Source organism: Streptacidiphilus sp. MAP12-33 (assembly GCF_041261265.1).
GTDB lineage: Bacteria > Actinomycetota > Actinomycetes > Streptomycetales > Streptomycetaceae > Streptacidiphilus.
This window is the reverse complement of record NZ_JBGCCA010000027.1, coordinates 75,794-98,715: the sequence shown is the minus strand read 5'-3', so window position 1 is coordinate 98,715 and position 22,922 is coordinate 75,794. Positions and strand designations below refer to the sequence as shown.

The following is a 22,922-nucleotide window of genomic DNA, read 5'->3' as shown; positions in this document are numbered from 1 at the left end:
CGAGGTCATCGCAGGTCAGGGCCTTGGAAGATCAGTCTTTCGGGTGCTCGCGCAGAGGACGCCAAGCAGGACCGCGGGACGGACGGCGGCCTCGTCGTGCCTCGGGCTGCGGTGCGCGACCGGCGGGCAGCCAGAGCCGGACGGACAGGCCGCCCCCCGGCGTGGGTTCCAGTGCGACGCGGCCTCCGCTCGCGGTGACGAGCCGGTGCACGATGGCCAGCCCCAGTCCGGTGCCGCTCTCCCGCCCGGTGTCGAACCGCCGGAACGCCCGCTCCCGCGCCTCCGCGTCCATGCCGGGACCGTTGTCGACGACGGACAGCATCACCTCGCCGGCCTCAGCACAGCGTCCGGCGCGGATCTGCACCCGTCCGCCGGGCGGCACGATGTCCAGGGCGTTGGCGATCAGGTTGTCCAGCACCTGCTCCAGATCCCCCGGCCCGACCCACGCCGCCAGTCCGGCTGGTCCGCCGGGAGACAGAACAACGTCGCGGTCCTGGGCGACCGGCTGCCAGGCGGTGATCCGGTCGGCGACCACCTCGTCCACCTGGACGGACGTCTGCCTCGGCGTCGAGTTCTCCGCCCGGGCGACGGCCAGCAGCCCGTCGACCAGGCGGGACAGCCGGGCGATCTCCTCCTGCGCCCCGGCCAGCTCCTGCGCCGCGTCGTCGTCGCTGTCTCCCGCGAGCAGGTCCAGCCGCAGCCGCAGGGCGGTGAGCGGGGTGCGCAGTTGGTGCGAGACGTCCGCGATGACCGCGCGGTGGCCGTGGATCAGGTTCTCGGTGCGGGCGGCCATCGTGTTGAAGGTGACCGCGAGGCGGCGCACCTCGGGCGGACCCTGCCCGACGACAGCACGCGCCGCGAGATCGCCGTCCCCCAGCCGGGCCGCGGCACCGTCCAGTTCCCGCAGGGGCCGCGCGACCCAGCGGGCGAGCCGGACCGCCACGAGCATGGACGCGCCGAGGGCTCCGAGCGCGCACAGGCCCAGCCAGCCCCACACCGCCAGGAGCTGACGGTCCAGACCGGCCGTGGGACGGGAGTAGACCAGGACGCCGGAGAGCGGGACGCCGTCCCCGATCGGCTCGGCCACGGTCAGCCAGCCACCTGACTGGGCCGTCCTGCCACTGCCGTCCACGAGGACTTCGGTGACAGTCGACGAGGTCAGGCTGGTGTCCCCCGCACAGGGCGTGGCCAGAATTCTCGTCCCGCCCCCGTCGTAGACCTGGGCGCAGTCACCGTGGTCCGCGGCCTCGCCGATCTGCGCACGCGCGTCGGCGTCCGACTGGTGATCGACCAGGTGCTCCTCCGCGGCTGCGGCCACCGATCGCGCGCGGGCGGCAGTCTCCTCCCAGAACGCGTCGTGCTGCCGGTCGGTGATCGAGATGCCGAGTGGCACCACCGCGAGCGCCAGGAGCGCGAGCACCAGCGCGAGGATGCTCAGGGCGATGCGGCGGGTCATCTCAACGGCCCGTCCCCGGTCACCGCGTCCTGCGGGTCGCCGAGGCGGAAGCCGCGTCCGTAGACGGTCTCCACCAGGCCCGGCACGCCCAGCTTGCGGCGCAGCGCGGCGATGTGGACGTCCAGCACCTTGGTGGGCCCGTACCAGTGGGCGTCCCAGGCGCGCTCCAGGATCTCCTGGCGGGTCACCACGCGGCCGGGATCGGTGACCAGTACCCGCAGGATGTCGAACTCCTTCGGCGTCAGCGCGATCTCCTGCCCGCCGACGGTGACCCGCTGCGTGCGCGGGTCCACGGTCAGCGGGCCGTGGACGACCGGCTCGCCGCCGCTGGGCCGGGTGCGGCGCAGCACCGCGCGCAGCCGGGCCAGCAACTCGGCCAGGCCGAACGGCTTGACCAGGTAGTCGTCGGCGCCCTCGTCCAGCGCCGCGACCCGGTCGGCCTCCTCGCCGCGCGCGGTGACCACGATGATCGCCGCGTCGGACTGACGGCGCAGTCGGCGGCAGACCTCCACGCCGTCCAGGTCCGGCAGGCCGAGGTCGAGCAGCACCACGTCCGGAACCGGCCTGACGGCGAGCGCGTCACCACCGGTGGTGACGCGGTGCACCGCGTATCCCGCCCGCGTCAGGCCGCGTTCCAACGACTCGCCGATGCCCTGGTCGTCCTCGACGACCAGCACCGACAACTGCGTACCCGACAACTGCGTACCCGCTGAGGCGGCCTCGCTGACCTGTCCCATCGCCCCAGCCTAGAGCCGGCGCACGGCCCGGAGGCGGCCCTCGCGGCGCGTGCGCTTGATCTTTACGGGAACTGAAGCAGATCCGAACCGCTCCCCGACAAGTCCCGCTCGCACACTGGATTCACCACCCGGAGCCGTGGCCGGCTCCGGCAAGGAGGCAGCCATGACCGCCGCACATCTGCCCCATCCGTCTCGCCCGTCCGGACCGCTGCCCGGCACGGATCGGCTCCGTCGCCGCAGCGCCGGCCTGCGGCACGTCCACGGTGTCACCCGGTGGACCCTCATCGGCTCGGCCGCCTCCACCCTGCTCCTCGGCCTGGGCTACGCCCACGCCCTCCCTGACCTCGCGACCCTGCTGCCCGCCCACCTCACCGGCGATCGGGGCCACGGAACGGGCGGCACCACCGGGACCGGCGGCTTCACCGGCGGAGGTGGCGCGCAGGCCCCTACCTTGCCCGGCACCGGCGGCGGAGGTCAGACCGCCACCGGCGCCTCGTGACCGTCAGGCCACGGGGTGGCGCAGCCGGGGCAGCAGCGACAGCTCGCCGGCGATCTGGTCGGCGTAGGCGTCGATCTGGGCGCGGTCGCGGAAGTCGCCGCCGTGGCCGCCCTCGACCATGGCGTGGGCGAGCCAGCCGCGCGAGTCCGGGGCCAGGCGGCCACCGAAGGTGACGTGGTCGCGGGCGAGGACGCGCCGGGAGGCGCGGTCGGCGCTGTGGGTGATCAGCACCTCGTGCGTCGCGGCGGAGTCGTCGAGCGGACCGGTGCTGAAGGTCCAGACCCAGGCGTGTTCCAGTTCGTGGCGGTGACGGCGGGCGAAGTGCGCGGCGGAGCGCATCCAGCGGCCTTCGTAGAGCGCGGAGCCGAGAATGACGGCGTCGTAGCCGCGGGGATCGAGGTCGTCGGAGACCTCGACGACGGTGACGTCGAAAGCGTCCTCCTCGCCACGCAGCCGCTCGGCCAGCCACTGGGCGATCTCCGCGGTGGCGCCGCTGCGGCTGGCGTAGGCGACCAGGACGCGCCGGGCAGGGTGAGGGGTGTCGGGGGTGGTCATCGCAGGCTCTCCTTCGGAGGTCAGGCTTTCGGGGCGCCGGGGCGCAGCGAGTCGTCGATATCCCAGCGCACGGTCTCGGCGAGGTCGACCACGCCCTCGACGGTGCGGACCCGGCCGACCAGGTGTTCGGCCTGGCTGCGCAGAGAAGTCCTGGCGTCGAGCAGCACCCGGCCGCGTTCGCAGGTGACGTGCAGCGTGGCGGCCTTGACGCCGAACTCGTAGCCGAGCGCCACGACGCGCACCTCGGCCTCGATCTCCGCGTCGGTGCGACGCAGGGCGGCCAGCAGGTCGTTCAGCGTCACCAGGCCCACCAGGCGGTGGTGTTCGTCGACGACGGGCAGGTGGTGGATCCGGTGCCGCAGCGCCAGCAGGGCCGCCTCGGCGGCGGTGTCCTGCGCGGTGACGGTGCAGACCGGCGTGGACATCAGCTCGGAGACGGCGACCGCGCCGGCCCGGCGGCGGATCTCGCGGGTGCGGCGGGTCTCGAAGACGGATGCCTCGGGCAGCGCGGTCGCGGCGAGCTTGGCGAGCAGGTCGGACGCGCAGACGATGCCCATCGGGCGGCCCTGGCGGTCGACGACGGGCAGGTCCTCGTGACCGGTCTCGCGCAGCGCCGCGAGCGCGGCCGCGAAGTCGGCGTCGGGCTCGATCGCGTACACCTGGTGGGTCATCAGCTCGGCGACCCGGCGGTGCCTCGGCACGGACGTCCGGGGCAACGGCGTGCCGTCGCCGACAGGCCGGTTGACGGTCCTGGTCATGGCCTCGTTCCTCCTTCCGGGAGGGTTCCTGTCCTCACTGTGCGCCGGGGCCGGCCGCCGGGTCGTGGGCCGCGAGGGCCGTTCCCGGGGGCCGACCGGCCCCGAAAGGCGCGACGGCCTCAGTTCAGCGGATCAGAACCCGTTCGCCGGAACGTGGCACCACGGCGTTCCAGCCCAGCTCGCCGTGGATCCGGTCGCGCAACCGCTCGGAACCCTCGGGCTCGCCGTGGACCACGTAGACGGCGTGCGGCGGCTGCGGGGCACCGCGCAGCCAGGCGATGACCTCGTCGGAGTCCGCGTGGGCGGAGAAGCCCGGCACGTCCACGACCTCGGCGCGCACCGGTACGTAGGTGCCGAACATCTTGATCGACCGGGCGCCCTCGACCAGGTCACGGGCGCGGGTGCCCTGCGCGGCGAAGCCGACGACCAGGACGGTGTTGCGCGGGTCCGGCAGCATGCGGCGCAGGTGGTGGACGACGCGCCCGCCGGTCGCCATGCCCGAGGCCGAGACGATGACGCTCGGCACGGGGCTGTGCTGGATCGCCGCCGACTCCTGGGGCGTGCGGGCGGCGGTGAACGGCTCGGGGTCGAGCGCACGCTGCGCGTCGTCCAGCAGCTCCGGGCGCAGCTGGGGCGAACGGCGGTTGAAGGCGTCCTGATAGACCTTCAGCGCGCGCAGCGCCATCGGGCTGTCGACGTAGACGGGAACGGCGGCGGGCAGGACCCCCGTGCGCCGCAGTTCGGCGAGTTCGTGCAGGACGACCTCGGTCCGGTCCACGGCGAAGGAGGGGATCAGGACGTTGCCGCCGCGCGCGAGGGTGCGGGTGAGGGCGGCGGCGAACACGTCCCGGGAGATGGCGTCGTCGTGGTGGCGGTTGCCGTAGGTCGACTCGACGAGCAGCACGTCGGCGCCGGAGAACGGCTCGGGCGGCAGCAGCAGCGGGTGCACCTGGCGGCCGAGGTCACCACTGAAGGCGATCGTGCCGCCGTCCTCCAGGGTCAGGTGGGCCCAGCTGGAGCCGAGGATGTGGCCGGCGTGGTGCAGTCGCAGCACGGTACCGGTCGTGATCTCGGTGTCCGCTCCGATCTCGACGGGGCGGATCCGGGCGAGGACCTGCTCCGCGTCCTTCTCGGTGTAGAGGGGCTCGGCGGGGTGGTGCTTGCTCCACCCCTCCCGGTTGGCGTGCAGCGCCTCCTCCTCCATCAGGTGGGCGCTGTCGCGCAGGATCAGCTCGGCGAGGCGCGCGGTGTCGGGCGTGCAGTAGACCGGCCCGCGGAAGCCGTCGCGGACCAGGCGGGGCAGGTAGCCGGTGTGGTCCAGGTGGGCGTGGGTGACCACGACGGCCTCCACGTCGCGTGGGTCCAGCGGCAGCGGACGCCAGTTGCGGCGCCGCAGTTCCGCCTGGCCCTGGAAGAGGCCGCAGTCGACGAGAACCCGGGCGTGGTCGGTCTCGACCATGTACTTGCTGCCGGTGACGGTACCGACGCCGCCGAGGAAGGTGAGCAGCCCCGGCCGCGGCCGGGGGGTGGTGACAGCTGGGGTGTCGGGGAGTTCGCCGCTCATGAGAAACACCTGCTTCCCGGGCCCCTGGGGCCGCGTCGGTTGGTGCTCCCACCCTCCTCGCGCGCGGGCGCCCCGGCTTGGGCCGGGGCGCCCCTCCCACAGGGCCGATCGGCCCCGCTCACGCGCCGCGCCGTGTCCACAGCGGCTCGTAGACCTGCCACTCCGCGTCCCATGCCGTCTCGTCGTGACGGTCCAGGCGGAAGCGGGCGACGCTGCCGGCCGAGAGCACGAGGCCCCAGGCGCCCAGCACGCACAACGTGCCGGTCAGCACCGCGGTGCCGATGACGTCCTGCGAGGAGGCGGGCGCGGGCGCGGGGTTGCCGCTCGAGTCGAGCCAGATGCCGACGTTGTCGCCGACGCCGCTGCTCGCGGGCACGCCCGCGACCCCCTGGTGGGCCTTCCCGTCGGTGCCGGTCCAGTGGATCTCGGCCACCTCACCGCCGACACCGGCGGCGTAGGGCCGGCCGAGGACCTTCGCCTGGACCGGGCGCAGGCGCTGTACCTGCTGGACGGCGTGCGCGTGGCCCTGCTGGTAGGTCGAGAGCCCGATCAGGGCGCAGAGCGCCGCGGCGGCGACAGCCGCCAGCACCTGGAGCTGCACCAGGGCCGTCCGCCACCGGTCGGTGCGACGGCGGAGCAGGCTGCGGTGCCGTGCCCGGGCCAGGGCGAGACGGGACCGTCTCGGGGCGGGGACGGACGGACGGGGTGCGGCTGCGGGCGTTGCCATGGGTCTCGCCTCCTCGGTGGTGCCAGGTGTCCCGGGACGGGCTCGGGCACGGCGGTGGTCGCCGGTGGTGCCAGCTTTCCGCTCCGGCCTTGCGTCGGGGCAGGTCCGGGCGGGCCCCCTTCGGGGCGCCGAACGGCCCCGTGCCGCGGGGACTGTGGGCCGGTCGGCCCTGTCCCACCGGCGCGGGGGCACGCCACGGTGGACGGTGAGAGGGACGACACCGTCGCCCGCACTCCCGGAGGGGGAGCCGACCCATGAGCGCACCGCTGCCCGACGCCGCCGCACTGACCGCTGACCGCTTGACCGAGGGCGAACTGGCCGAGCTGGACGCGCACTGGCGCGCCGCGAACTACCTCGCCGTCGGACAGATCTACCTGATGGACAACCCGCTGCTGCGAGAGCCGCTGCGCCCGGAGCACATCAAGCCCCGGCTGCTCGGCCACTGGGGCACCTCCCCGGGGCTCAACCTCGTGCACACCCACCTGAACCGGGTGATCCGCGACCGCGACCTGGACGCCCTGTGCGTGTGGGGCCCGGGCCACGGCGGGCCGGCCGTGCTGGCCTGCTCCTGGCTGGACGGCAGCTACACCGAGCACTACCCGAGCGTCACCCGCGACGGGGCCGGGATGGCACGGCTGTTCCGTCAGTTCTCCTTCCCCGGCGGCGTCCCGTCCCACGTCGCGCCGGAGACGCCGGGGTCGATCCACGAGGGCGGCGAGCTGGGCTACGCCCTCGCGCACGCCTACGGCGCCGCGTTCGACAACCCGGGTGTGGTCGTCGCGTGCGTCGTCGGTGACGGCGAGGCGGAGACCGGCCCGCTGGCCGCCTCCTGGCACGGCAACAAGTTCCTCGACCCCGTCCACGACGGTGCCGTCCTGCCGATCCTGCACCTGAACGGCTACAAGATCGCCAATCCCACGGTCCTGTCCCGCGTTCCGGAGGCCGAGCTCGACGCGCTGCTGCGCGGCTACGGCCACACCCCCATCCACGTCACCGGCGACGACCCCGCGACCGTGCACCGTGCGATGGCCGCCGCCCTCGACCAGGCTCTGGACGCGATCGCCGCCGCGCAGCGCGCCGCCCGTGTCGAGGGCTCGACCGAGCGGCCCCGCTGGCCGATGATCGTGCTGCGCACGCCCAAGGGATGGACCGGCCCGGCAGTGGTGGACGGGCTACCCGTCGAGGGGACCTGGCGTGCCCACCAGGTGCCGCTGGACCAGGTCCGTGAGAACCCGGAGCACCTGCGGCAGTTGGAGGCGTGGCTGCGCTCCTACCGCCCGGAGGAGCTTTTCGACGCCGAGGGCCGGCCGTCGCCGGCCGTCCTCGCGCGCGTCCCCGCCGGGGAGCGACGTCTGGGGGCCAACCCCCGCGCCAACGGCGGCCTGCTCCGGCGTGACCTGCCGCTGCGGGAGCTGGAGCGGTTCGCCGTCCCGGTCGACAAGCCCGGCGCGAGCATGCACGAGCCGACACGCGTGCTGGGCGAGTACCTCGCCCAGGTGATGGCGGACACCGCCCAGCGCCGCGACTTCCGCCTCGTCGGCCCGGACGAGACCGCGTCCAACCGCCTCCAGGCCGTCTACCAGGCGACCGGCAAGGCCTGGCAGGCGGAGGTCCTGCCGGTGGACGAGCACCTGGCCCGCGACGGCCGGGTGATGGAGGTGCTCTCCGAGCACCTGTGCCAGGGCTGGCTGGAGGGCTATCTTCTGACGGGCCGTCATGGCCTGTTCTCCTGCTACGAGGCGTTCGTCCACATCATCGACTCCATGGTCAACCAGCACATCAAGTGGCTGCGGACGACTCGCGAGATCCCCTGGCGGGCGCCGATCGCGTCGCTCAACTATGTGCTCACCTCACACGTGTGGCGCCAGGACCACAACGGCTTCTCGCACCAGGACCCGGGTTTCGTGGACCACGTCCTGAACAAGAGCCCCGAGGCGGTCCGCGTCTACTTCCCGCCGGACGCCAACACGCTGCTGAGTGTGGCGGAGCACGTCCTGGAGAGCCGTGACTACGTCAACGTGGTGGTGGCGGGCAAGCAGCCCTGCTTCGACTGGCTGGGGCTGGACGAGGCCCGCGCCCACTGCGCACGTGGTCTGGGCATCTGGGAGTGGGCGGGCACCGAGCGTGGCGACCGCGAGCCGGACGTGGTGCTGGGCTGCGCGGGCGATGTCCCGACCCAGGAGGTGCTGGCCGCCGCGCAGCTGCTGCGCCGGGAACTGCCGGAGCTGGCCGTGCGGGTGGTCAACGTCGTCGACCTGGCCCGGCTGATGCCGGCCGAGGAGCACCCGCACGGGCTGACGGACGCCGAGTTCGACGCGGTCTTCACCCGCAACAAGCCGGTGATCTTCGGCTACCACGGCTACCCCTGGCTGATCCACCGGCTGGCCTACCGCCGCGCGGTCCACGCGCAGGTGCACGTACGCGGCTACAAGGAGTCGGGAACGACGACCACCCCGTTCGACATGGTGGTCCGCAACGACCTGGACCGCTACCGGCTCGTCATGGACGTCATCGACCGCGTCCCGGGTCTGGCCGCCCGCGCGGCCGTGGTGCGCCAGCGCATGGCGGATGCCCGTACCCGCCACACCGCCTGGATCCAGGCCCACGGCACGGACCTCCCGGAGGTCGCGGACTGGAGCTGGACCGGCTGAGCTCCGCGCCCCTACGGGGTTGCAACCGCAGGTAGGGCCGTTCGGCGAGCCGTGAGGCGCCGGGCGGCCCTCCACCTCGCGCGCGGGCGGGCTCAGGCTCGGAGGAAAGGCGGAGTCCCCGCCGCCCTCCACCCCGCAGGAGCGCGTCATGACCACGATCGCCGCCCTCGACGCCGCCGTCCTGGAAGAGCTCGTCTCCGCCGCCGTCGCCGCGCCGTCCATGCACAACACCCAGCCCTGGCGCTTCCGACTGAACGCGCCCACCCACACGGTCGAGATCCGCGCCGCGCTCGACCGCGAGCTGCGGGCCGAGGACCCCGAAGGGCGGGGCCTGCACGTGTCCGTCGGCGCCGCCGCGTTCAACCTGCGGCTGGCCGTGGCCCACCGGGGCTGGGAGCCGGTGCTGCGGCTGCTGCCGGACCGGCGCGAGCCGCAGCTGCTGGCCTCCGTGCGGCTGGCCGGACGCTCGCCGACCGCCGGCGACATCCGCGGCGCGGACCTGTACGAGCAGATCTGGCGCCGCCACACCAGCCGCCGGCCGTTCTCACCGCAGTCCATCCCGCGCGCGCTGCGCACCGAGCTGGTGGAAGCCGCCCGCGCCGAGGGCGCGGTGCTGCACCTGCCGGACGCCGGCGAGGCCCGGCGTCTGCTCGTGCTCACGCGTGAGGCGGAGGTCCGCTCCCTGACCGACCAGGCCCGGCGCGACGAGAGCCGCGACTGGATCCGTCCGGGCGCGGCGACCGGCTTCGGCATCCCGCCCGAGGCGCTCGGGCCTCAGGACACGACCGGCCACCTGCCGATGCGGGACTTCTCCGGCCTGCGGCCCCCGACGCACCTGCCCTCACAGCCCTTCGAGCCGCATCCGCAGCTGGCCGTCCTGGCCACCGCGCACGACCGTCCGGCCGACTGGCTGCGCACCGGCCTCGCGCTGCAGCACGTGCTGCTGCTGGCCACCCGCGAGCAGGTGCGGACGTCGATGCTGCACCAGGCCGTCGAGTGGCCCGACCTGCGCTGGATGCTGCGCGACCCGCACAACGGGCCCGAGCACGTCCAGATGATCGTCCGCCTGGGCTACGGCCCGGACGGCGCGCCCACCCCGAGAGCGGCGGCCTCCAGCGCGCTCGACTGAGCCTGATCGGCCCCCGTGAGAGGGCCGAACGGCCCTCCAAGGCAGCGCTCGCCACGGAGCAGAGTGCTGTCGTCCCCGGGCACCGGCCACACCGGACCCCAGCCCCGATCCCAAGGCGGAGCACGATGGTCACATCACCCGAAACCCCGCGCACCGCCGAGGCGTTGCTCGCCGACGGCACCGTCGTCTCGATCCGTCCGCTGGCCCGGGGCGACCACGACGCGGTCGCCGAGCTGCACGCGCGCCGGATGTCGCCGGAGAACCAGCGGCTGCGCTTCTTCGGCATCAGCCGCCGCGCCCCGGAGCTGACCGCCGACCGGCTCTGCGCCGGCCCGCGTCCCGGCTTCGTCGCACTCGGCGCGTTCGAGCCGGACGCCGGACAGCTCATCGGCGTCGTCGAGTGCGAGGCCGAGACCGCGGACCCGAGCCGGGCGGAGCTCGCCGTCGCCGTCGCCGACGACTGGCACCACCGGGGCGTCGCCACCCTGCTCATCGAGCACCTCGTGCACGCCGCCCGCTCCCAGGACGTCCGCGTCCTGGTCGCCGACGCGCTCGCCGACAACCACGCGATGCACAAGGTCTTCACCGACCTGGGCCTGGCCACCAACCGCCACTGGGCGGACGCCCAGGTGCGGATCGAGGCCGTCCTGGACGAGACCGCGACGCCCTACCTCGACGCCGTCGAGGCGCGCGGCAGCCGCGCGGACATCGCGAGCCTGCGTCCCCTGCTGCGGCCCCGCTCCGTCGCCCTCGTCGGCGTCTCGCGCCGACCAGGAACGGTCGGGCACAGCCTGATGCTGAAGATCCGCCAGGGCGGCTTCACCGGCTCGCTCTGGCCGGTCAACCCGCACGCCGGGCAGATCGACGGTCTGCTCTGCTTCCCCACCCTCGACGCCCTGCCCGGCACCCCCGACCTCGCGGTCCTGGCCGTGCCCGCCAACGCGGTCGCCGCCGTGGCCGAGGAGTGCGGGCAACGCGGGGTGCGGTCCCTGGTGGTCCTCACCTCCGGCCTGTCGCGCACCCAGTCCGCGCGCCTGCTGCGCGCCTGCCGCCGCCACAGCATGCGGCTGGTCGGGCCCAACTGCCTCGGGCTGGCGATCACCGACCCGGAGATCAGCCTCGACGCCGAGTTCGGGCGGGCCACGCCCAAGCCCGGCGGCGCGGGCGTGGCCGTCCAGTCCGGCGGCGTCGGCATCGCACTGATGGAACAGCTCGACACGCTGGGCATCGGCGTCTCCGACTTCGTCTCCCTCGGCGACAAGTACGACGTCAGCGGCAACGACCTGCTGCAGTGGTGGGAGCAGGACGGCCGCACCCGGCTGGCGCTGCTGCACCTGGAGTCCTTCGGCAGCCCGCGCGCCTTCTCCCGCACCGCGCGCCGGGTGGCCCGTACGCTGCCGATCCTCACCGTCGACGCGGGCCGCTCCCTCGCGGGCCGGCGCGGTGCCGCCTCGCACACCGCCGCGGCAGCCACCCCGACCGTCACCAGGCAGGCGCTGTTCACCCAGGCCGGGATCACGGCGACGCACTCGATCGCGGAACTCGTGGAGACCGCCGCCCTGCTGGACTGCCAGCCGCTGCCGGGCATCACGGGCAGTGTCGCGGTCATCTCCAACGCGGGCGGCATCGGCGTGCTGGCCGCCGACGCCTGTGTCGACCACGGGCTCACCGTCCCCGAACTCCCGGCGCCACTGGCGCTCCAGCTCAAGGAGCTGCTGCCGGACGGTGCCGCCACGGCCAACCCGGTCGACGCCACCGCCGCCGCGCCCGCACAGACCCTGGTCGCGGCCGTCGACGCGCTCGCCGAGAGCGGCGCTGTCGAGGCGGTCCTGCTGTGCCTGGCACCCACCGCGCTCGGCACCGCGCAGACCGCCGAGGAGGCGCTGGCTCCCCTGCTCGCGCTGCCCGGACGGCGCACCCGCCCCGTCGCGGCCGTACTGCTGGACCAGCGTGAGCCCGTCCGCTTCCTCACCTGCGCGGACGGCAGCCGCATCCCGGCCTACGCCGACGCCCAGTCCGCCGCCCGCGCGCTCTCCCGGGCGCTGTCCCGCTCCCGCTGGCTCGCCCAGCCGCTGTCGACCGAGCGGGAGACACCCGGGTGCCGACCGACCGACGCCGCCGCCCTCGTGGAGCGCCACCTGGCCCACCACCCGGACGGAGGCTGGCTCGAACCCCCGCTCGTGGCCAAGCTGCTGGCCTGCTACGGCCTGCCGCTCGCCGACGCGATCTGGTGCGACGGCGAGGAGTCGGTGACCCAGGCCGCGGCGGTCCTGGCCCGCACCGGCGAGGGCGGCGAGGTGGTGCTCAAGGCCCACTGGCCCGGCCAGATCCACAAGAGCGACCTCGGCGCGGTCCGGATCACCTCGGCCGAGGAGCACCAGGTCCGCACCGCCTACCGCGAGTTCGTCGACCGCTTCGGCGAGCGCATGGACGGCGTGCTGGTCCAGCCCCGCCAGGCGGCCGGAACGGAACTGCTGGCCGGTGTCGTGCAGGACCCGGTCTTCGGGCCCCTGGTCGTCTTCGGCGCGGGCGGCACCGCCGCCGACCTGCTGGACGACCGCACCGCCCGGCTGGCCCCGCTCACCGAGGCCGACACGGGCGCGATGATCACCTCGCTGCGCACCACCCCGCTGCTCTTCGGCTACCGCGGCCGCGCGGCCGTCGACCTGGAGCGCGTGGAGGACGTGCTCGCCCGGCTGGGCCGGATGGCCGCGGACCTCCCCCAGCTGGCCGAGGCCGACCTCAACCCCCTGATCTGCGGGCCGGACGGCGTCGTGTGCGTCGACGCCCGGGTGCGCCTGGAGCCGCGACGCGTGCCGGACCCGTACCTGCGCCGGCTGCGCCGCCTCCCGGACGCCCCGGGCGAGCCGGCCTGAGACCGCACCGCCTCTCCCCCCAACCCCTTCCCCCACAAAATCGAAAGGAAGCAACCGCCATGACCCTCCCCCTGATCGTCGGCTTCGACGGCTCCAAGCCGAGTCTGGCCGCCGCCGAATGGGCCGCGACCGAGGCGACGCTCACCGGCCAGCCGGTGCGGCTCGTGCTCGCCCACTGGCCGCACCGCGAGGGCACGCCTGTCCCGGACGCCTACGTGCGGCTCCAGTCGGAGGCCCTCGAGCTGCTCACCCGCACGGTCGAGGAGCTGCGCACCCGGCACCTGGGCCTCCAGGTCGACTACGAGCTGCTCACGGGCGAGGCCCCCACCCAGCTGCTGCACGCCGCAGAGCGCGGCAACACCCTCGTCCTCGGCTCACGCGGCACCGGCGGGTTCACCGGACTGCTGCTCGGCTCGACCGCCCTGGAGACGGCGGCCCGCGCCGAGAACCCCGTGATCCTGGTCCGCGACCACGCCGATCCCCGCCTGCCGCGCCACGAGGTCGTCCTCGGCCTCGAACTGGGCGAGGGCCGGGCACCGGTGATCGAGTTCGCCCTGGCCGAGGCGGAGCGCCGCAGCACCGCACTGCGGGTCGTGCACGCCTGGCTGCCGTCCATCTGGTGGGCCGTCGGCACGATCCCGCCCGGTGCGGCCGAGCGCTCCGCGCTCCAGGAGGACGCCGAGGAGAAGCTCCGGGAGACGGTCCGGCCGCTCGCGGAGAAGTACCCGCGCGTCGCGGTGCACTACGAGGTCCGCACCGGCAGCGCCGCCCACGTGCTGGTCGACGAGGCCGACCACACCGGCCTGCTCGTGCTGGGCCGACGTCGCCACCGCGCGGTCTCCGCGCTCGGCCCCGCCGCCCACGCGGCGATCCACTACGGCCACAGCGCCGTCGCCGTCGTCCCGCACGCCTGACAGCCGCCCCGGCTCACGAAGAGGTGACCCGATGCTCCCCCTCCCCGCACTCCCCGCGCGGCTGCTGGCCGCGCCCATCGACCTGAACGGCCCCGGGCACTACCTGCACTGGGGTGTGATCCAGATATCGGTGGCCAACCTGGTCGTCATCGGCCTGATGCTGCTGGCGTTCGTCGCGGCGATCCTGCTGCCGTTCCCGCGCTTCCCCCGGAAGCGAGGCCGCAGATGAGCGCCAGCCAGCCCGTGGAGCCGCGCAACTGGACCGGCGCGCTGCGCCGCAGGCTGCTGCGCGAGCTCCCGCCGGAGAAGCTGCTGCCGGACAGCCAGCCCGCCTACATGGCCTCGTGGATCTACCTCTTCGGCGTGCTGACCGTCGCCGCGCTCGCCGTCGTGGTCGGCACCGGCTGCGTGCTCGCCCTCAAGGGCCCCTCCTGGTGGCACCTGTCCTCGCTCGGGCACTACGTCAACAGCATGCACCTGTGGAGTGTCGAGCTGTTCCTCTCCTTCATGGTGATCCACCTGTGGGGCAAGTTCTTCATGGCCGCCTGGCGCGGCAGGCGGGCGATGACCTGGATCACCGGTTGCGTCGCCTTCTTCGCCTCGATCGGCACCGCCTTCACCGGCTACCTGGCTCAGCAGAACCTCGACTCGCAGTGGATCTCCACCCAGGCCAAGGACGGCCTCAACTCGGTCGGCATCGGTGCCTACTTCAACGTCATGGACTTCGGCCAGATGCTGATGTGGCACATCGTGCTGCTGCCCGCCGCCATCGGCGTGCTGACGGTCTGGCACCTGGTCCTGGTGCGCAGGCGCGGCATCGTCCCACCCATCGGAGCCGTCACCCCCGAGTCCGAGACGCCGACCGAGCAGAGGACGGAGAAGCAGCCGTGAACCGCAAGCGTCCCCGTCAGGAGACCCCTGACAGCCACGCCTTCCCGACCCGGCCCTACGACCTGGTCAAGGAAGCCCTGATCGCCCTGCTCGCGGTCACCCTGCTCACCTTCGGCCTCGCCGCGCTCTTCTCCTCCCCCGACGAGAAGCCGGCCACCATCTCCGCCTGGACCCAGGCCGACCCGGCCGACTTCACCGCCACCGCGGTCGGCGAGCTCGGCGGCACCAGTGCCACCGCGCAGTACGGGCCCCCGTACAACACCGCCGCCGACGGACAGAAGCTCGGCCCGCTGTCGCTGCAGAAGTGGGCCGGGGTCAAGCACCCCATCGACACCGCGAACGACTTGGTCCTTCAGCCGCTGCGGCAGACCCCGGAGCCGGCCGCCGTGACCGCCGCCCTGGCGCAGTGGAGCGCCGCCACGACGGACCAGCAGGCGAAGTGGACAAGCGCCTACACCGACGCGCTCGGCAAGGCCCCGAACGGCGATCCCGCCAAGGTCACCTCCGGCGACTACGGCCCCGTCCCGGCGCTCACTGCTCGCCTGCTCCAGCTCGGCCGGTCCGGCACCCTGGACGCCCAACTGCTCGCCGAAGGGCACTACTTCCAGACGGACTACACCCGCGCCCTGCTCTTCCTGGCCGACGGCTCCTACCTCCAGGACCAGGCCCGCGCCCAGCACCTGGGCGGGGACCAGTGGGGCATGATGAACGAGACGGGCAACTACCCGGGACAGGCGTGGCTCTGGCTCTACACCTTCTGGTACCAGGTGCAGCCCTACAAGAGCTCCGCCAACGCCGACGCCCTGGTCTGGGGCACCATGGCGCTGCTCAGCGCACTGCTCCTGCTGCTCCCGTTCATCCCGGGCCTGCGGGACATCCCGCGCCTGACGCGGGTCTACCGCCTGATCTGGCGCGACTGGTACCGCGACCACCCGACACCTCGAGGCGATGCGGCGCGCACCTGACGACAGCCCGACCCGCCAGCAGCACACCGAGGAACAACGCCCCCGTCCCGGCAACGCCTGCGATCGCCCCGAGGACCGCCCGACCGCACGGGTGTGTCACTCCCGTCGCAGCCGGCTCCGCGCCGCGTGGCAGGCCTGGAATGAGCCCGGAACGGGCGAATTCCGCTACTGCCGGTCCTGGCTCTCGACACCGGTGAAATGGGCGTACACAACGACGTTCCCGTCGTATCCGCCCTTCTTCGAGTAGCCGCCACCGCACGTGATCAGTCGCAGTTGCGGCGTGCTGGTCGGGCCGTAGACGGCCTTGGTCGGAAAGCCGGTCTTGCTGACCACGGTGACCTGATCGACAGAGAAGTCCGCGACCGACCCGTCCGCCCGGGCGACGCGCACGACGTCACCCGGCCGCGTCGCACCCAACGCGTAGAAGGCGGCCTGGCCCAGCGGCAGCTTCCACGAATCGACGTGGGCCAGGATGACCGACGGGCCGATCTGACCCGGGGTCGCACTGCCGTCGAACCAGACGGCCTGTTTGGCGTGGTCCTCGTCCGGGACAGCGACGCTGCCGTCCCTGGCAGTCCCGGTCGGACTGACCGGTGCGTCGATGCCGATCCGTGGCACAGAGACCCGGACCGGGAGCGAGCGGCCGAGCGGTGCGGGCGTCGCGGCTCCGCCTCCCGACGGGCGCGGGGTGGCGTGGCTCCAGCTCTGCCCGGTGGGCGGCTGCGGCGGGGGCGCGGGAGCGCTGGCGACGGCCCGGTAGACCGTGGTGCCGCCGAGCAGGAAGCCCGCGGCGGCCAGTCCGAGAAGGACCTGGCCGCCGCGAGTGCGCCCGCGCCGGGGATCAGGCGCGGCCACCGGCCCGACGACGCAGGGCGTACGCGCCGAGGCCCAGGCTGCCGACGGCGAGCGCCGCGCCGCCGGCGACCGAGGAGGTCGGGAACGACTGCGTGGCGCCGTCACCGGTCTTGGCCCCGCCGGTGGCGGAGGTCACGACGGTGAGCGAGCCTGTCGCCTTCTGGCTCGGGTTGTTCACGTCGCAGACCACGGTGACGGTGTAGGTGCCGGCCTTGGCCCCGGAGAAGACCGTCGACGAGCCGGCCACCTCCCCCGCCTGGCCGACTGCGCTCAGCGAGGCGGTCGGGAAGGCGTTGGAGTACGCCCGGGCTATCGCGTTGGGGTTGGCGGTGGCACAGCCGGACGCGCCGATCTTGACGGTCTGGCCGGGGGCCGCGCTGCCGGGGGTCACCACCACCGCCCCGGCCTCGACGGCGGAGGCGAGCGGCGCGGTGACGATCAACGCCGCCCCCGAGATGGCGGTGACGGCAGCGAGACGACGAACACGCATGGGTGTCTCCTTCTTACGGGGCCCTTATGAGCCCGGCACGTGTTCCAGCACATCCCGCACCCCGGGCGGTTCGCATCCGGAGCGTAGGCTAAATGAGGGATGCTCATGTTAATTCCGCAGGTCAGGAAGGTGCGAGAGTCCCGGCGGAATCTGACCCGGGATTAGGCCGCACCCTGTGGGCTTCATGCGGACAGCGCCGAAGGCCCGGGAAGGAACCTGACGGGACGCCATGCGAGAGCGCGCATCTCCTCGGGTGGGCGGCGACCGTGGGCCGCGAAGCACAGCTCCCCCATCGGGGAACGCAGTGTCCGGGGCGTTCCGCTCCGGCCGAGCGCCGCGAACGCCTCGGTGATCGCCGTGCACATCATGCCCCGACGTCTCGGCACGCGACGCCCCACGGCAACCACGGACGCCCTCACCTCCCCACAGGCCCACGACCGTCTCCGCGCGGTCCTCGCCGCGGCGACGCGTCGAGCATGAGGATCCGACGCCGACCGAGCTCAAGCCGGTCGACGTCGGGGGCGGCGTCCACCGCTCCGTAGAGGAGCCGACAAGGGCGCGCATGGGTTGCGTCAAATGCGCGGTTTCTGCGTGCAAGCCGTGGCTTCCACGGCGTAGCGTCCAGCTGTTGGCATGTTTCGGACACGTTAACTGCTTGCCCGCCATTGGGCGTTTGCCTGGGGGTTCATCATGATTCCCGCACCTGTGTGCTCATCACCGTCCGCGTTTGCCGGTCCGCCGGACGAACCGCCGGCCATCGAGGCCGAGGAGCTGGTCCGGCAGCTCGCGTCCGAGGGCCACCTGCCGCCCGGCGACGTGGAGCAGCGCATCCGGGAGATCCGGGGCGCGCTGGCCGCCACGGGCACCTACCGGCAGAGCGCTGCGGAGTTGCTGCTGGGCGCCCGGATCGCGTGGCGGAACAACCCGCAGTGCGTCGGGAAGTTCTACTGGAAGGCGCTGGAGACCCGGGACTGCCGCGAGGTCGGCCTGCGCGGTGGGGACGAAGCCGAACTGTTCGAGGCTCTCGTGGAGCATCTGCGTCTGGCCTGGAACGGCGGCAGGGTCCGGCTGCTGTTGAGCGTCTTCGCCCCCGCCGGCCCCGAGCGGTCCGGACTCCGTGTGTGGAACGGTCAGCTCATCCGCTACGCCGGCTACCGGCAACACGACGGCACCGTGGTGGGAGACCCCGAGACGTGCGAACTGACCGATGCTGTCCAGCAGTTGGGGTGGCGCGGCGAGGGCACCGAGTTCGACGTGCTGCCGCTGGTCGTCCAGCGGCCGGGCCGCGATCCGCGGTGGTTCGACCTGCCTGCGGACGCGGTGCCCGAGGTGCGCATCACCCACCCCGACTACCCCTGGTTCGAACAGCTGGGCCTGCGCTGGCACGCCTTCCCGACGATCTCCAACCAGGTCCTGGAACTCGGCGGCCTGCGCTACACGCTCGCGCCGTTCAGCGCCTGGTACACCTGCACCGAGATCGGCGCCCGCAACCTGTCCGACACCAACCGCTACGACAAACTGCCTCTGGTCGCCCGGGGGATGGGGCTGGACACCGGCCGCGACCGAACCCTGTGGCGCGACCGGGCGCTGCTGGAGCTGACCGCGGCCGTCCTGCACTCCTACGACCAGGCCGGGGTGTCCATCATCGACCACCACTTCGCCACCAAGCAGTTCGTCCGGCACGAGGAGCGCGAGCACAGGAGCGGCCGCACCTGTCCCGCCGACTGGTCCGCGATCGTGCCGGCCACCAGCGGCTCGACCACCGCGGTGTGGCAGCGCCGCTACGAGCCCACCCGGCTGCGCCCCAACTTCACCCCTCAGCCGGCTCCCTGGCCCGAAGGAGGTACCGGGAGGTAGGCGCGCAGACGCCGCTGCGGACACTTCGCGGAGCCGTCCGGCCCAACGCCGTGACCTCAGCGCAGACCTGACCACCACGCTCGCGCTGACGCTGCGGCAGGGTGGAACGGACGATCTCCCACCGGCCCGCGCGCACCCGCCCCACCGACACCTCGCAGTCCAGCAGCGCCACCGCCTGCTCGTGGCAATCACAGCCGCCCACCTGCTCGACGAGAGGGACCAGCGGGAGCGGTGCGGGCCGGTCCCTGGCATAGCAGAACCAGGAACCGGCCCTGGCAACCAGGCCGGTGCGGCCCGACGACCGCTTCGACATCGAGGCCGTCGTCGCACGCCGGAGGCGCTGCGCAAGCTCCACCCCCGCACGACGGTGAAGAACCCGGTGCTGTTCGTGGTCGAGGTCGGCGGTGTGCTGACCACCCTGTCCGCGGTGATGCACCCCAGCGTGTTCGCCTGGGTGATCAGCGGCTGGCTCTGGCTCACCGTGGTCTTCGCCAACCTGGCCGAGGCGGTGGCCGAGGGACGCGGACGCGCACAGGCGGTGAGCCTGCGGCGGGCCCGCACGGACACCACCGCACGCCTGCTCAAACTCTGGCGTCCCTACCAGCAGGACTTCCACCACGAGATCATTCCTGCCTCCGAACTGCGGCCGCTGGACTGCGTGCTGGTCGAGGCCGGGGAGATCATCCCCGGGGACGGCGACGGGATCGGGGGCGTGGCCTCCGTGGACGAGTCGGCGATCACCGGGGAGTCCGCAGCGGTGATCCGGGCGGCGGCGAGCGACCACTCCGGCGTCACGGGCGGGACCAGGGTGCTGTCGGACCGGCTCGTCGTCCGCATCACCTCGCGTCCCGGACAGACCTTCCTGGACCGAATGATCGCCCTCGTCGAGGGGGCGACGCGGCAGAAGACGCCGAACGAGATCGCGCTGAGCATGCTGCTGACCTCGCTGACGATCATTTTCGTCATGGTCGTCGTCGCGATCCAGCCGATGGCCTCCTACGCCGGAGCCGAGCAGAGCACGGTCGTGCTGGTCGCCCTGCTGGTCACGCTGATCCCGACCACGATCGGGGCGCTGCTGTCGGCCATCGGTATCGCGGGTATGGACCGCCTGCAGCGCAACGTGCTGGCCATGTCGGGCCGCGCGGTCGAGGCCGCCGGAGACGTGTCGACGCTGCTTCTCGACAAGACGGGCACGATCACCTTCGGCAACCGCCGTGCGGCCGCGTTCCTGCCGCTGCCGGGCGTCGATCCACTCCAGTTGGCACAGGCGGCGCAGGTCTCCAGCCTCGCGGACGAGACCCCCGAGGGCCGGTCGGTGGTGACGCTGGCCCAGCAGGAGTACGGGCTCGACCTGCCCGGTGAGGGCGCGCTCGGCCAGGCGACGTTCGTGCCGTTCAGCGCCGAGACCCGGATGAGCGGCGTGGACATGCGCTGGCAGGACGGGACCGTCACGCGCGTGCGCAAGGGCGCCGCCGCGTCGGTCACCGGCTGGGTCACCCAGAGCGGCGGCACCGTTCCGGTGGAGGCCGCGCGCACTGCCGACGCCATCGCCGCGGCGGGCGGGACCCCGCTGCCGGTCGCCCTGGAGGACCCCTACGGCATCGCCGTGCTGGGCGTCGTCCACCTCAAGGACGTCGTCAAGCCCGGCATCCGTGAGCGCTTCGCGGACCTGCGCCGGATGGGCATCCGCACCGTCATGGTCACCGGCGACAACCCCCGCACGGCCGCCGCGATCGCGGCGGAGGCGGGAGTCGACGACTTCCTGGCCGAGGCCACTCCGGAGGACAAGCTGGCCCTGATACGCCGTGAGCAGGAGGGCGGCCAGCTCGTCGCCATGACGGGCGACGGCACCAACGACGCGCCCGCACTGGCCCAGGCGGACGTCGGGGTGGCGATGAACACCGGAACGTCGGCCGCCAAGGAGGCCGGGAACATGGTCGACCTGGAGCCGCCTGAAGTGCAGCCGTGGTCACCGCCGGGCACGGCGACGCGCGTACATGGCGAACGCGCCCACGGTCACCCACGATGCCGCCCCGAGGAGGATCAGCACCGACAGCAGCAGTGCGTCGGCGCTGTGCAGCGCGAACGCCGCGGCGAACAGGACCAGGCCCACGGCCACAACGGCTGCAACGATGAGGTGCCGCGTCCCCGCTCGGGCTCGAAGGTTCCGCAGCCGCCGGTCCAGCTCAGGGGCCTCGGCCCGAAGTGCCTGCTCGATGATGGCCAGGTCCCGCTGTTCGCGCTCCGAGAGCATGACCCACCTCCTGGGGTCCTTCTGCTGAGCCTCTACCCGGCCTGTGCTCATGTACCCGTGGCCGCCCGGGATCGCCGTTGTCAGAGCTTTCCCCGCAATACCAGCAGGGACTCCCGCAGCCGTCGCAGCGCGGTGCCCGCGCCGGACAGCGCCGTGGGCGTCGGTCCGCGCAGTTGCGGCGGGTTCCGTTCGTCGAGGCTGCTGACCATGGAGAACAGCTCGGTGGCAATCTGGGACGAGGTCCGGCGAGCTCGCCCTCGGTGGCGACCGCGGCGGAGACGGTCATCCGACGCCGGCCCGGCGCATCGGCAGCCGGGCGGCGGCCCACCGGTCGTCGTCGGCTTCCCTGCGGTCCGCGCTGGCCGAAGCAGCGGCGTCGGCGGCGTTGCGGCGCGCGCGGCGGTGCAGGCCGTCGGATTCGATCGCGGCCAAGGCCTGGACAGCGTGCCGTGCGATCGCCCGCAACACGTTCCAGGTCATGTTTGGCGCGAGCATGAAGCGGTCCTCCAACAGGGCGACGATGCCGTGGAGTTGGCGGCACGTCGCAGGCCTCTGCATCGAGCCGCCGGCAACGCGGCGGCCTGGCGCCCGCCCACGTGGCCACGGGCGGGCGCATCCGACGCTACCCGCCGGTGCGGCAAGCGCCTGTCAACGCGCCCAGGCCGGTCTATTTTCTCGCCCCGAGTGTGCTCGGCCGTCACGGTGTGACAGGCCGGCCGCGGCGCCGCGCAGTGCCAAACCCGGATGCGCCGTCCATCAAAAGAGAGACCCCGCCTGCCCTGAGTCCGGGCGGGCGGGGTCCTGGCGTCTCGAGCCCTACATCGGGGCGGCCTTGATCACGGCGAAGACGGCACCCTGCGGGTCCGTCACGACCGACATCCGGCCGGCGACGAAATCGAACGGCGGGACGAGGACGTTGCCGCCCGCCCTGATCAGCGCGTCCACCGTGCTGTCGGTGTCGTCCACCGAGAAGTAGGTGAGCCAGTGCGGGGGTGCCCCGGGGGGCGCGCTCTCGCCCATGGTGGTCATGCCGCCGACCGAGCGGTCACCCACGTTCATCGAGTGGTAGTCGTCCATGCCCTCCATCGGGACGGAGCTCAGGCCCACGGCCTTCTGGTAGAAGGCCCCGGCGGCGGCCAGGTCCGGGGTGTGCAGCTCGTTCCAGGTGAGCGCGCCGGGTTCGTTGACCACCTGGGCACCCCAGAAGTCGACGGGCTGCCAGACGCCGAAGACGGCGCCGGTCGGGTCGGCCGCCACCAGCATCCGGCCGATGGTGCCCACGTCCATCACCGGGAACATCACGGTGCCTCCGGCGGCGGCAATCGCCTTCTGGGTGGCGTCCGCGTCGGTGCTGGCCAGGTAGGTGGTCCACACCGTGGGCGGCATGGGGTCACCCTCCTGCATCGGCTGGGCCTTCATGATCCCGGCCACCGGCTTGCCGTTCAGGGTGCACACCGCGTACCCACCGAACTCGGGCGAACCGACCTCGCCCTGCCAGCCGAGCAGGTCGCGGTAGAAGTCGAGGGCCGCCTGCTGGTCGGGGGCCATCAGGTCGATCCAGCAGGGAGTTCCGGGTGGGTAGTGCGACGCTGTTACTTCGGGCATCTCGGTCCTTCCGATCACGGTTTGCCCAAACCTCTCGTCTTCGGCCGGCGCCGGCCGTCCGACACGCCACCACGAAGGAGGGAGCCTGACTGCCTGCCAGGTCGTCACCGGTTCCGACCGGGGAGTCGAGACCGAGCCT

19 protein-coding genes and 2 pseudogenes are annotated in these 22,922 nt (G+C 73.1%); 11 read left to right on the top strand and 10 right to left on the bottom strand.

Annotated elements, in window-relative coordinates; translation table 11 throughout:
- Window positions 1-31: 31 nt before the first annotated feature.
- Window positions 32-1,456, bottom strand: a complete 1,425-nt coding sequence (locus ABH931_RS25350) for a sensor histidine kinase (RefSeq protein WP_370117484.1) — start codon at window positions 1,454-1,456, stop codon at window positions 32-34.
- The gene (locus tag ABH931_RS25345; protein ID WP_370117482.1) at window positions 1,453-2,193 is read right to left on the bottom strand and encodes a response regulator transcription factor; all 741 of its coding nucleotides are present in this window, start codon (window positions 2,191-2,193) and stop codon (window positions 1,453-1,455) included. Before ABH931_RS25345 ends, ABH931_RS25350 begins: the two co-directional genes overlap by 4 nt.
- A gap of 163 nt (window positions 2,194-2,356) precedes the next feature.
- On the opposite strand from ABH931_RS25345, the gene ABH931_RS25340 reads away from it, so the two are divergent.
- A complete protein-coding gene (locus ABH931_RS25340; protein WP_370117479.1) occupies window positions 2,357-2,692 on the top strand; it encodes a hypothetical protein in 336 nt (111 codons plus the stop codon).
- 3 nt (window positions 2,693-2,695) lie between these two features.
- Here ABH931_RS25340 and ABH931_RS25335 read toward each other — a convergent pair whose 3' ends face one another.
- The 4 genes from ABH931_RS25335 to ABH931_RS25320 form a co-directional block, all read right to left on the bottom strand.
- Window positions 2,696-3,247 carry a flavodoxin domain-containing protein gene (locus ABH931_RS25335; protein ID WP_370117476.1) on the bottom strand — a complete coding sequence of 184 codons (552 nt, stop codon included), beginning with the start codon at window positions 3,245-3,247 and terminating at the stop codon, window positions 2,696-2,698.
- Window positions 3,248-3,267: 20 nt separating this feature from the next.
- Window positions 3,268-4,005 (bottom strand): CBS domain-containing protein, encoded by a 738-nt coding sequence (locus tag ABH931_RS25330; protein ID WP_370117473.1) that lies wholly within the window; start codon window positions 4,003-4,005, stop codon window positions 3,268-3,270.
- A 124-nt stretch (window positions 4,006-4,129) separates the two neighbouring features.
- Window positions 4,130-5,569 (bottom strand): MBL fold metallo-hydrolase RNA specificity domain-containing protein, encoded by a 1,440-nt coding sequence (locus ABH931_RS25325; RefSeq protein ID WP_370117470.1) that lies wholly within the window; start codon window positions 5,567-5,569, stop codon window positions 4,130-4,132.
- A 118-nt stretch (window positions 5,570-5,687) separates the two neighbouring features.
- Window positions 5,688-6,296, bottom strand: a complete 609-nt coding sequence (locus tag ABH931_RS25320) for a hypothetical protein (protein WP_370117467.1) — start codon at window positions 6,294-6,296, stop codon at window positions 5,688-5,690.
- 254 nt (window positions 6,297-6,550) lie between these two features.
- On the opposite strand from ABH931_RS25320, the gene ABH931_RS25315 reads away from it, so the two are divergent.
- The 8 genes and pseudogenes from ABH931_RS25315 (at window position 6,551) to ABH931_RS25280 (ending at window position 15,722) form a co-directional block, all read left to right on the top strand.
- Window positions 6,551-8,947, top strand: coding sequence for a phosphoketolase (locus ABH931_RS25315; protein WP_370117464.1), 2,397 nt, complete (start codon window positions 6,551-6,553; stop codon window positions 8,945-8,947).
- A gap of 148 nt (window positions 8,948-9,095) precedes the next feature.
- The gene (locus ABH931_RS25310; RefSeq protein ID WP_370117461.1) at window positions 9,096-10,076 is read left to right on the top strand and encodes a nitroreductase family protein; all 981 of its coding nucleotides are present in this window, start codon (window positions 9,096-9,098) and stop codon (window positions 10,074-10,076) included.
- Window positions 10,077-10,201: 125 nt separating this feature from the next.
- A pseudogene (locus tag ABH931_RS25305) lies at window positions 10,202-11,902 on the top strand (GNAT family N-acetyltransferase); the annotation flags it as partial.
- A 300-nt stretch (window positions 11,903-12,202) separates the two neighbouring features.
- Window positions 12,203-12,952: an acetate--CoA ligase family protein gene (locus ABH931_RS25300; protein WP_370117613.1), complete on the top strand. Its 750-nt coding sequence runs from the start codon at window positions 12,203-12,205 to the stop codon at window positions 12,950-12,952.
- A 59-nt stretch (window positions 12,953-13,011) separates the two neighbouring features.
- Window positions 13,012-13,866 (top strand): universal stress protein, encoded by an 855-nt coding sequence (locus ABH931_RS25295; protein ID WP_370117458.1) that lies wholly within the window; start codon window positions 13,012-13,014, stop codon window positions 13,864-13,866.
- A gap of 31 nt (window positions 13,867-13,897) precedes the next feature.
- Window positions 13,898-14,095 (top strand): hypothetical protein, encoded by a 198-nt coding sequence (locus ABH931_RS25290; protein WP_370117455.1) that lies wholly within the window; start codon window positions 13,898-13,900, stop codon window positions 14,093-14,095.
- Entirely contained in the window at window positions 14,092-14,757 is a 666-nt protein-coding gene (locus ABH931_RS25285; RefSeq protein ID WP_370117452.1) for a cytochrome b N-terminal domain-containing protein, read from the top strand. The genes ABH931_RS25290 and ABH931_RS25285 overlap by 4 nt, the downstream gene beginning before the upstream one ends.
- Complete coding sequence (locus ABH931_RS25280; RefSeq protein WP_370117449.1) at window positions 14,754-15,722, top strand: hypothetical protein; 969 nt, start codon at window positions 14,754-14,756, stop codon at window positions 15,720-15,722. Before ABH931_RS25285 ends, ABH931_RS25280 begins: the two co-directional genes overlap by 4 nt.
- Window positions 15,723-15,887: 165 nt before the next feature.
- On the opposite strand, the gene ABH931_RS25275 is transcribed toward ABH931_RS25280, so the two are convergent.
- Together ABH931_RS25275 and ABH931_RS25270 are read right to left on the bottom strand one after the other, a co-directional pair.
- A complete protein-coding gene (locus ABH931_RS25275) occupies window positions 15,888-16,577 on the bottom strand; it encodes a class F sortase (RefSeq protein ID WP_370117447.1) in 690 nt (229 codons plus the stop codon).
- Window positions 16,564-17,067 carry a hypothetical protein gene (locus ABH931_RS25270; RefSeq protein ID WP_370117445.1) on the bottom strand — a complete coding sequence of 168 codons (504 nt, stop codon included), beginning with the start codon at window positions 17,065-17,067 and terminating at the stop codon, window positions 16,564-16,566. Before ABH931_RS25270 ends, ABH931_RS25275 begins: the two co-directional genes overlap by 14 nt.
- Window positions 17,068-17,772: 705 nt before the next feature.
- On the opposite strand from ABH931_RS25270, the gene ABH931_RS25265 reads away from it, so the two are divergent.
- Together ABH931_RS25265 and kdpB are read left to right on the top strand one after the other, a co-directional pair.
- Complete coding sequence (locus tag ABH931_RS25265) at window positions 17,773-18,924, top strand: nitric oxide synthase oxygenase (protein ID WP_370117442.1); 1,152 nt, start codon at window positions 17,773-17,775, stop codon at window positions 18,922-18,924.
- 250 nt (window positions 18,925-19,174) lie between these two features.
- Window positions 19,175-20,872 (top strand): annotated as a pseudogene (kdpB, locus tag ABH931_RS25260) (potassium-transporting ATPase subunit KdpB); the annotation flags it as partial.
- A 21-nt stretch (window positions 20,873-20,893) separates the two neighbouring features.
- Here kdpB and ABH931_RS25255 read toward each other — a convergent pair.
- Both ABH931_RS25255 and ABH931_RS25250 read right to left on the bottom strand, forming a co-directional pair.
- Window positions 20,894-21,178, bottom strand: coding sequence for a DUF3040 domain-containing protein (locus ABH931_RS25255; RefSeq protein WP_370117610.1), 285 nt, complete (start codon window positions 21,176-21,178; stop codon window positions 20,894-20,896).
- An 816-nt stretch (window positions 21,179-21,994) separates the two neighbouring features.
- Window positions 21,995-22,783, bottom strand: a complete 789-nt coding sequence (locus ABH931_RS25250; protein ID WP_370117439.1) for a VOC family protein — start codon at window positions 22,781-22,783, stop codon at window positions 21,995-21,997.
- Window positions 22,784-22,922: the final 139 nt, after the last annotated feature.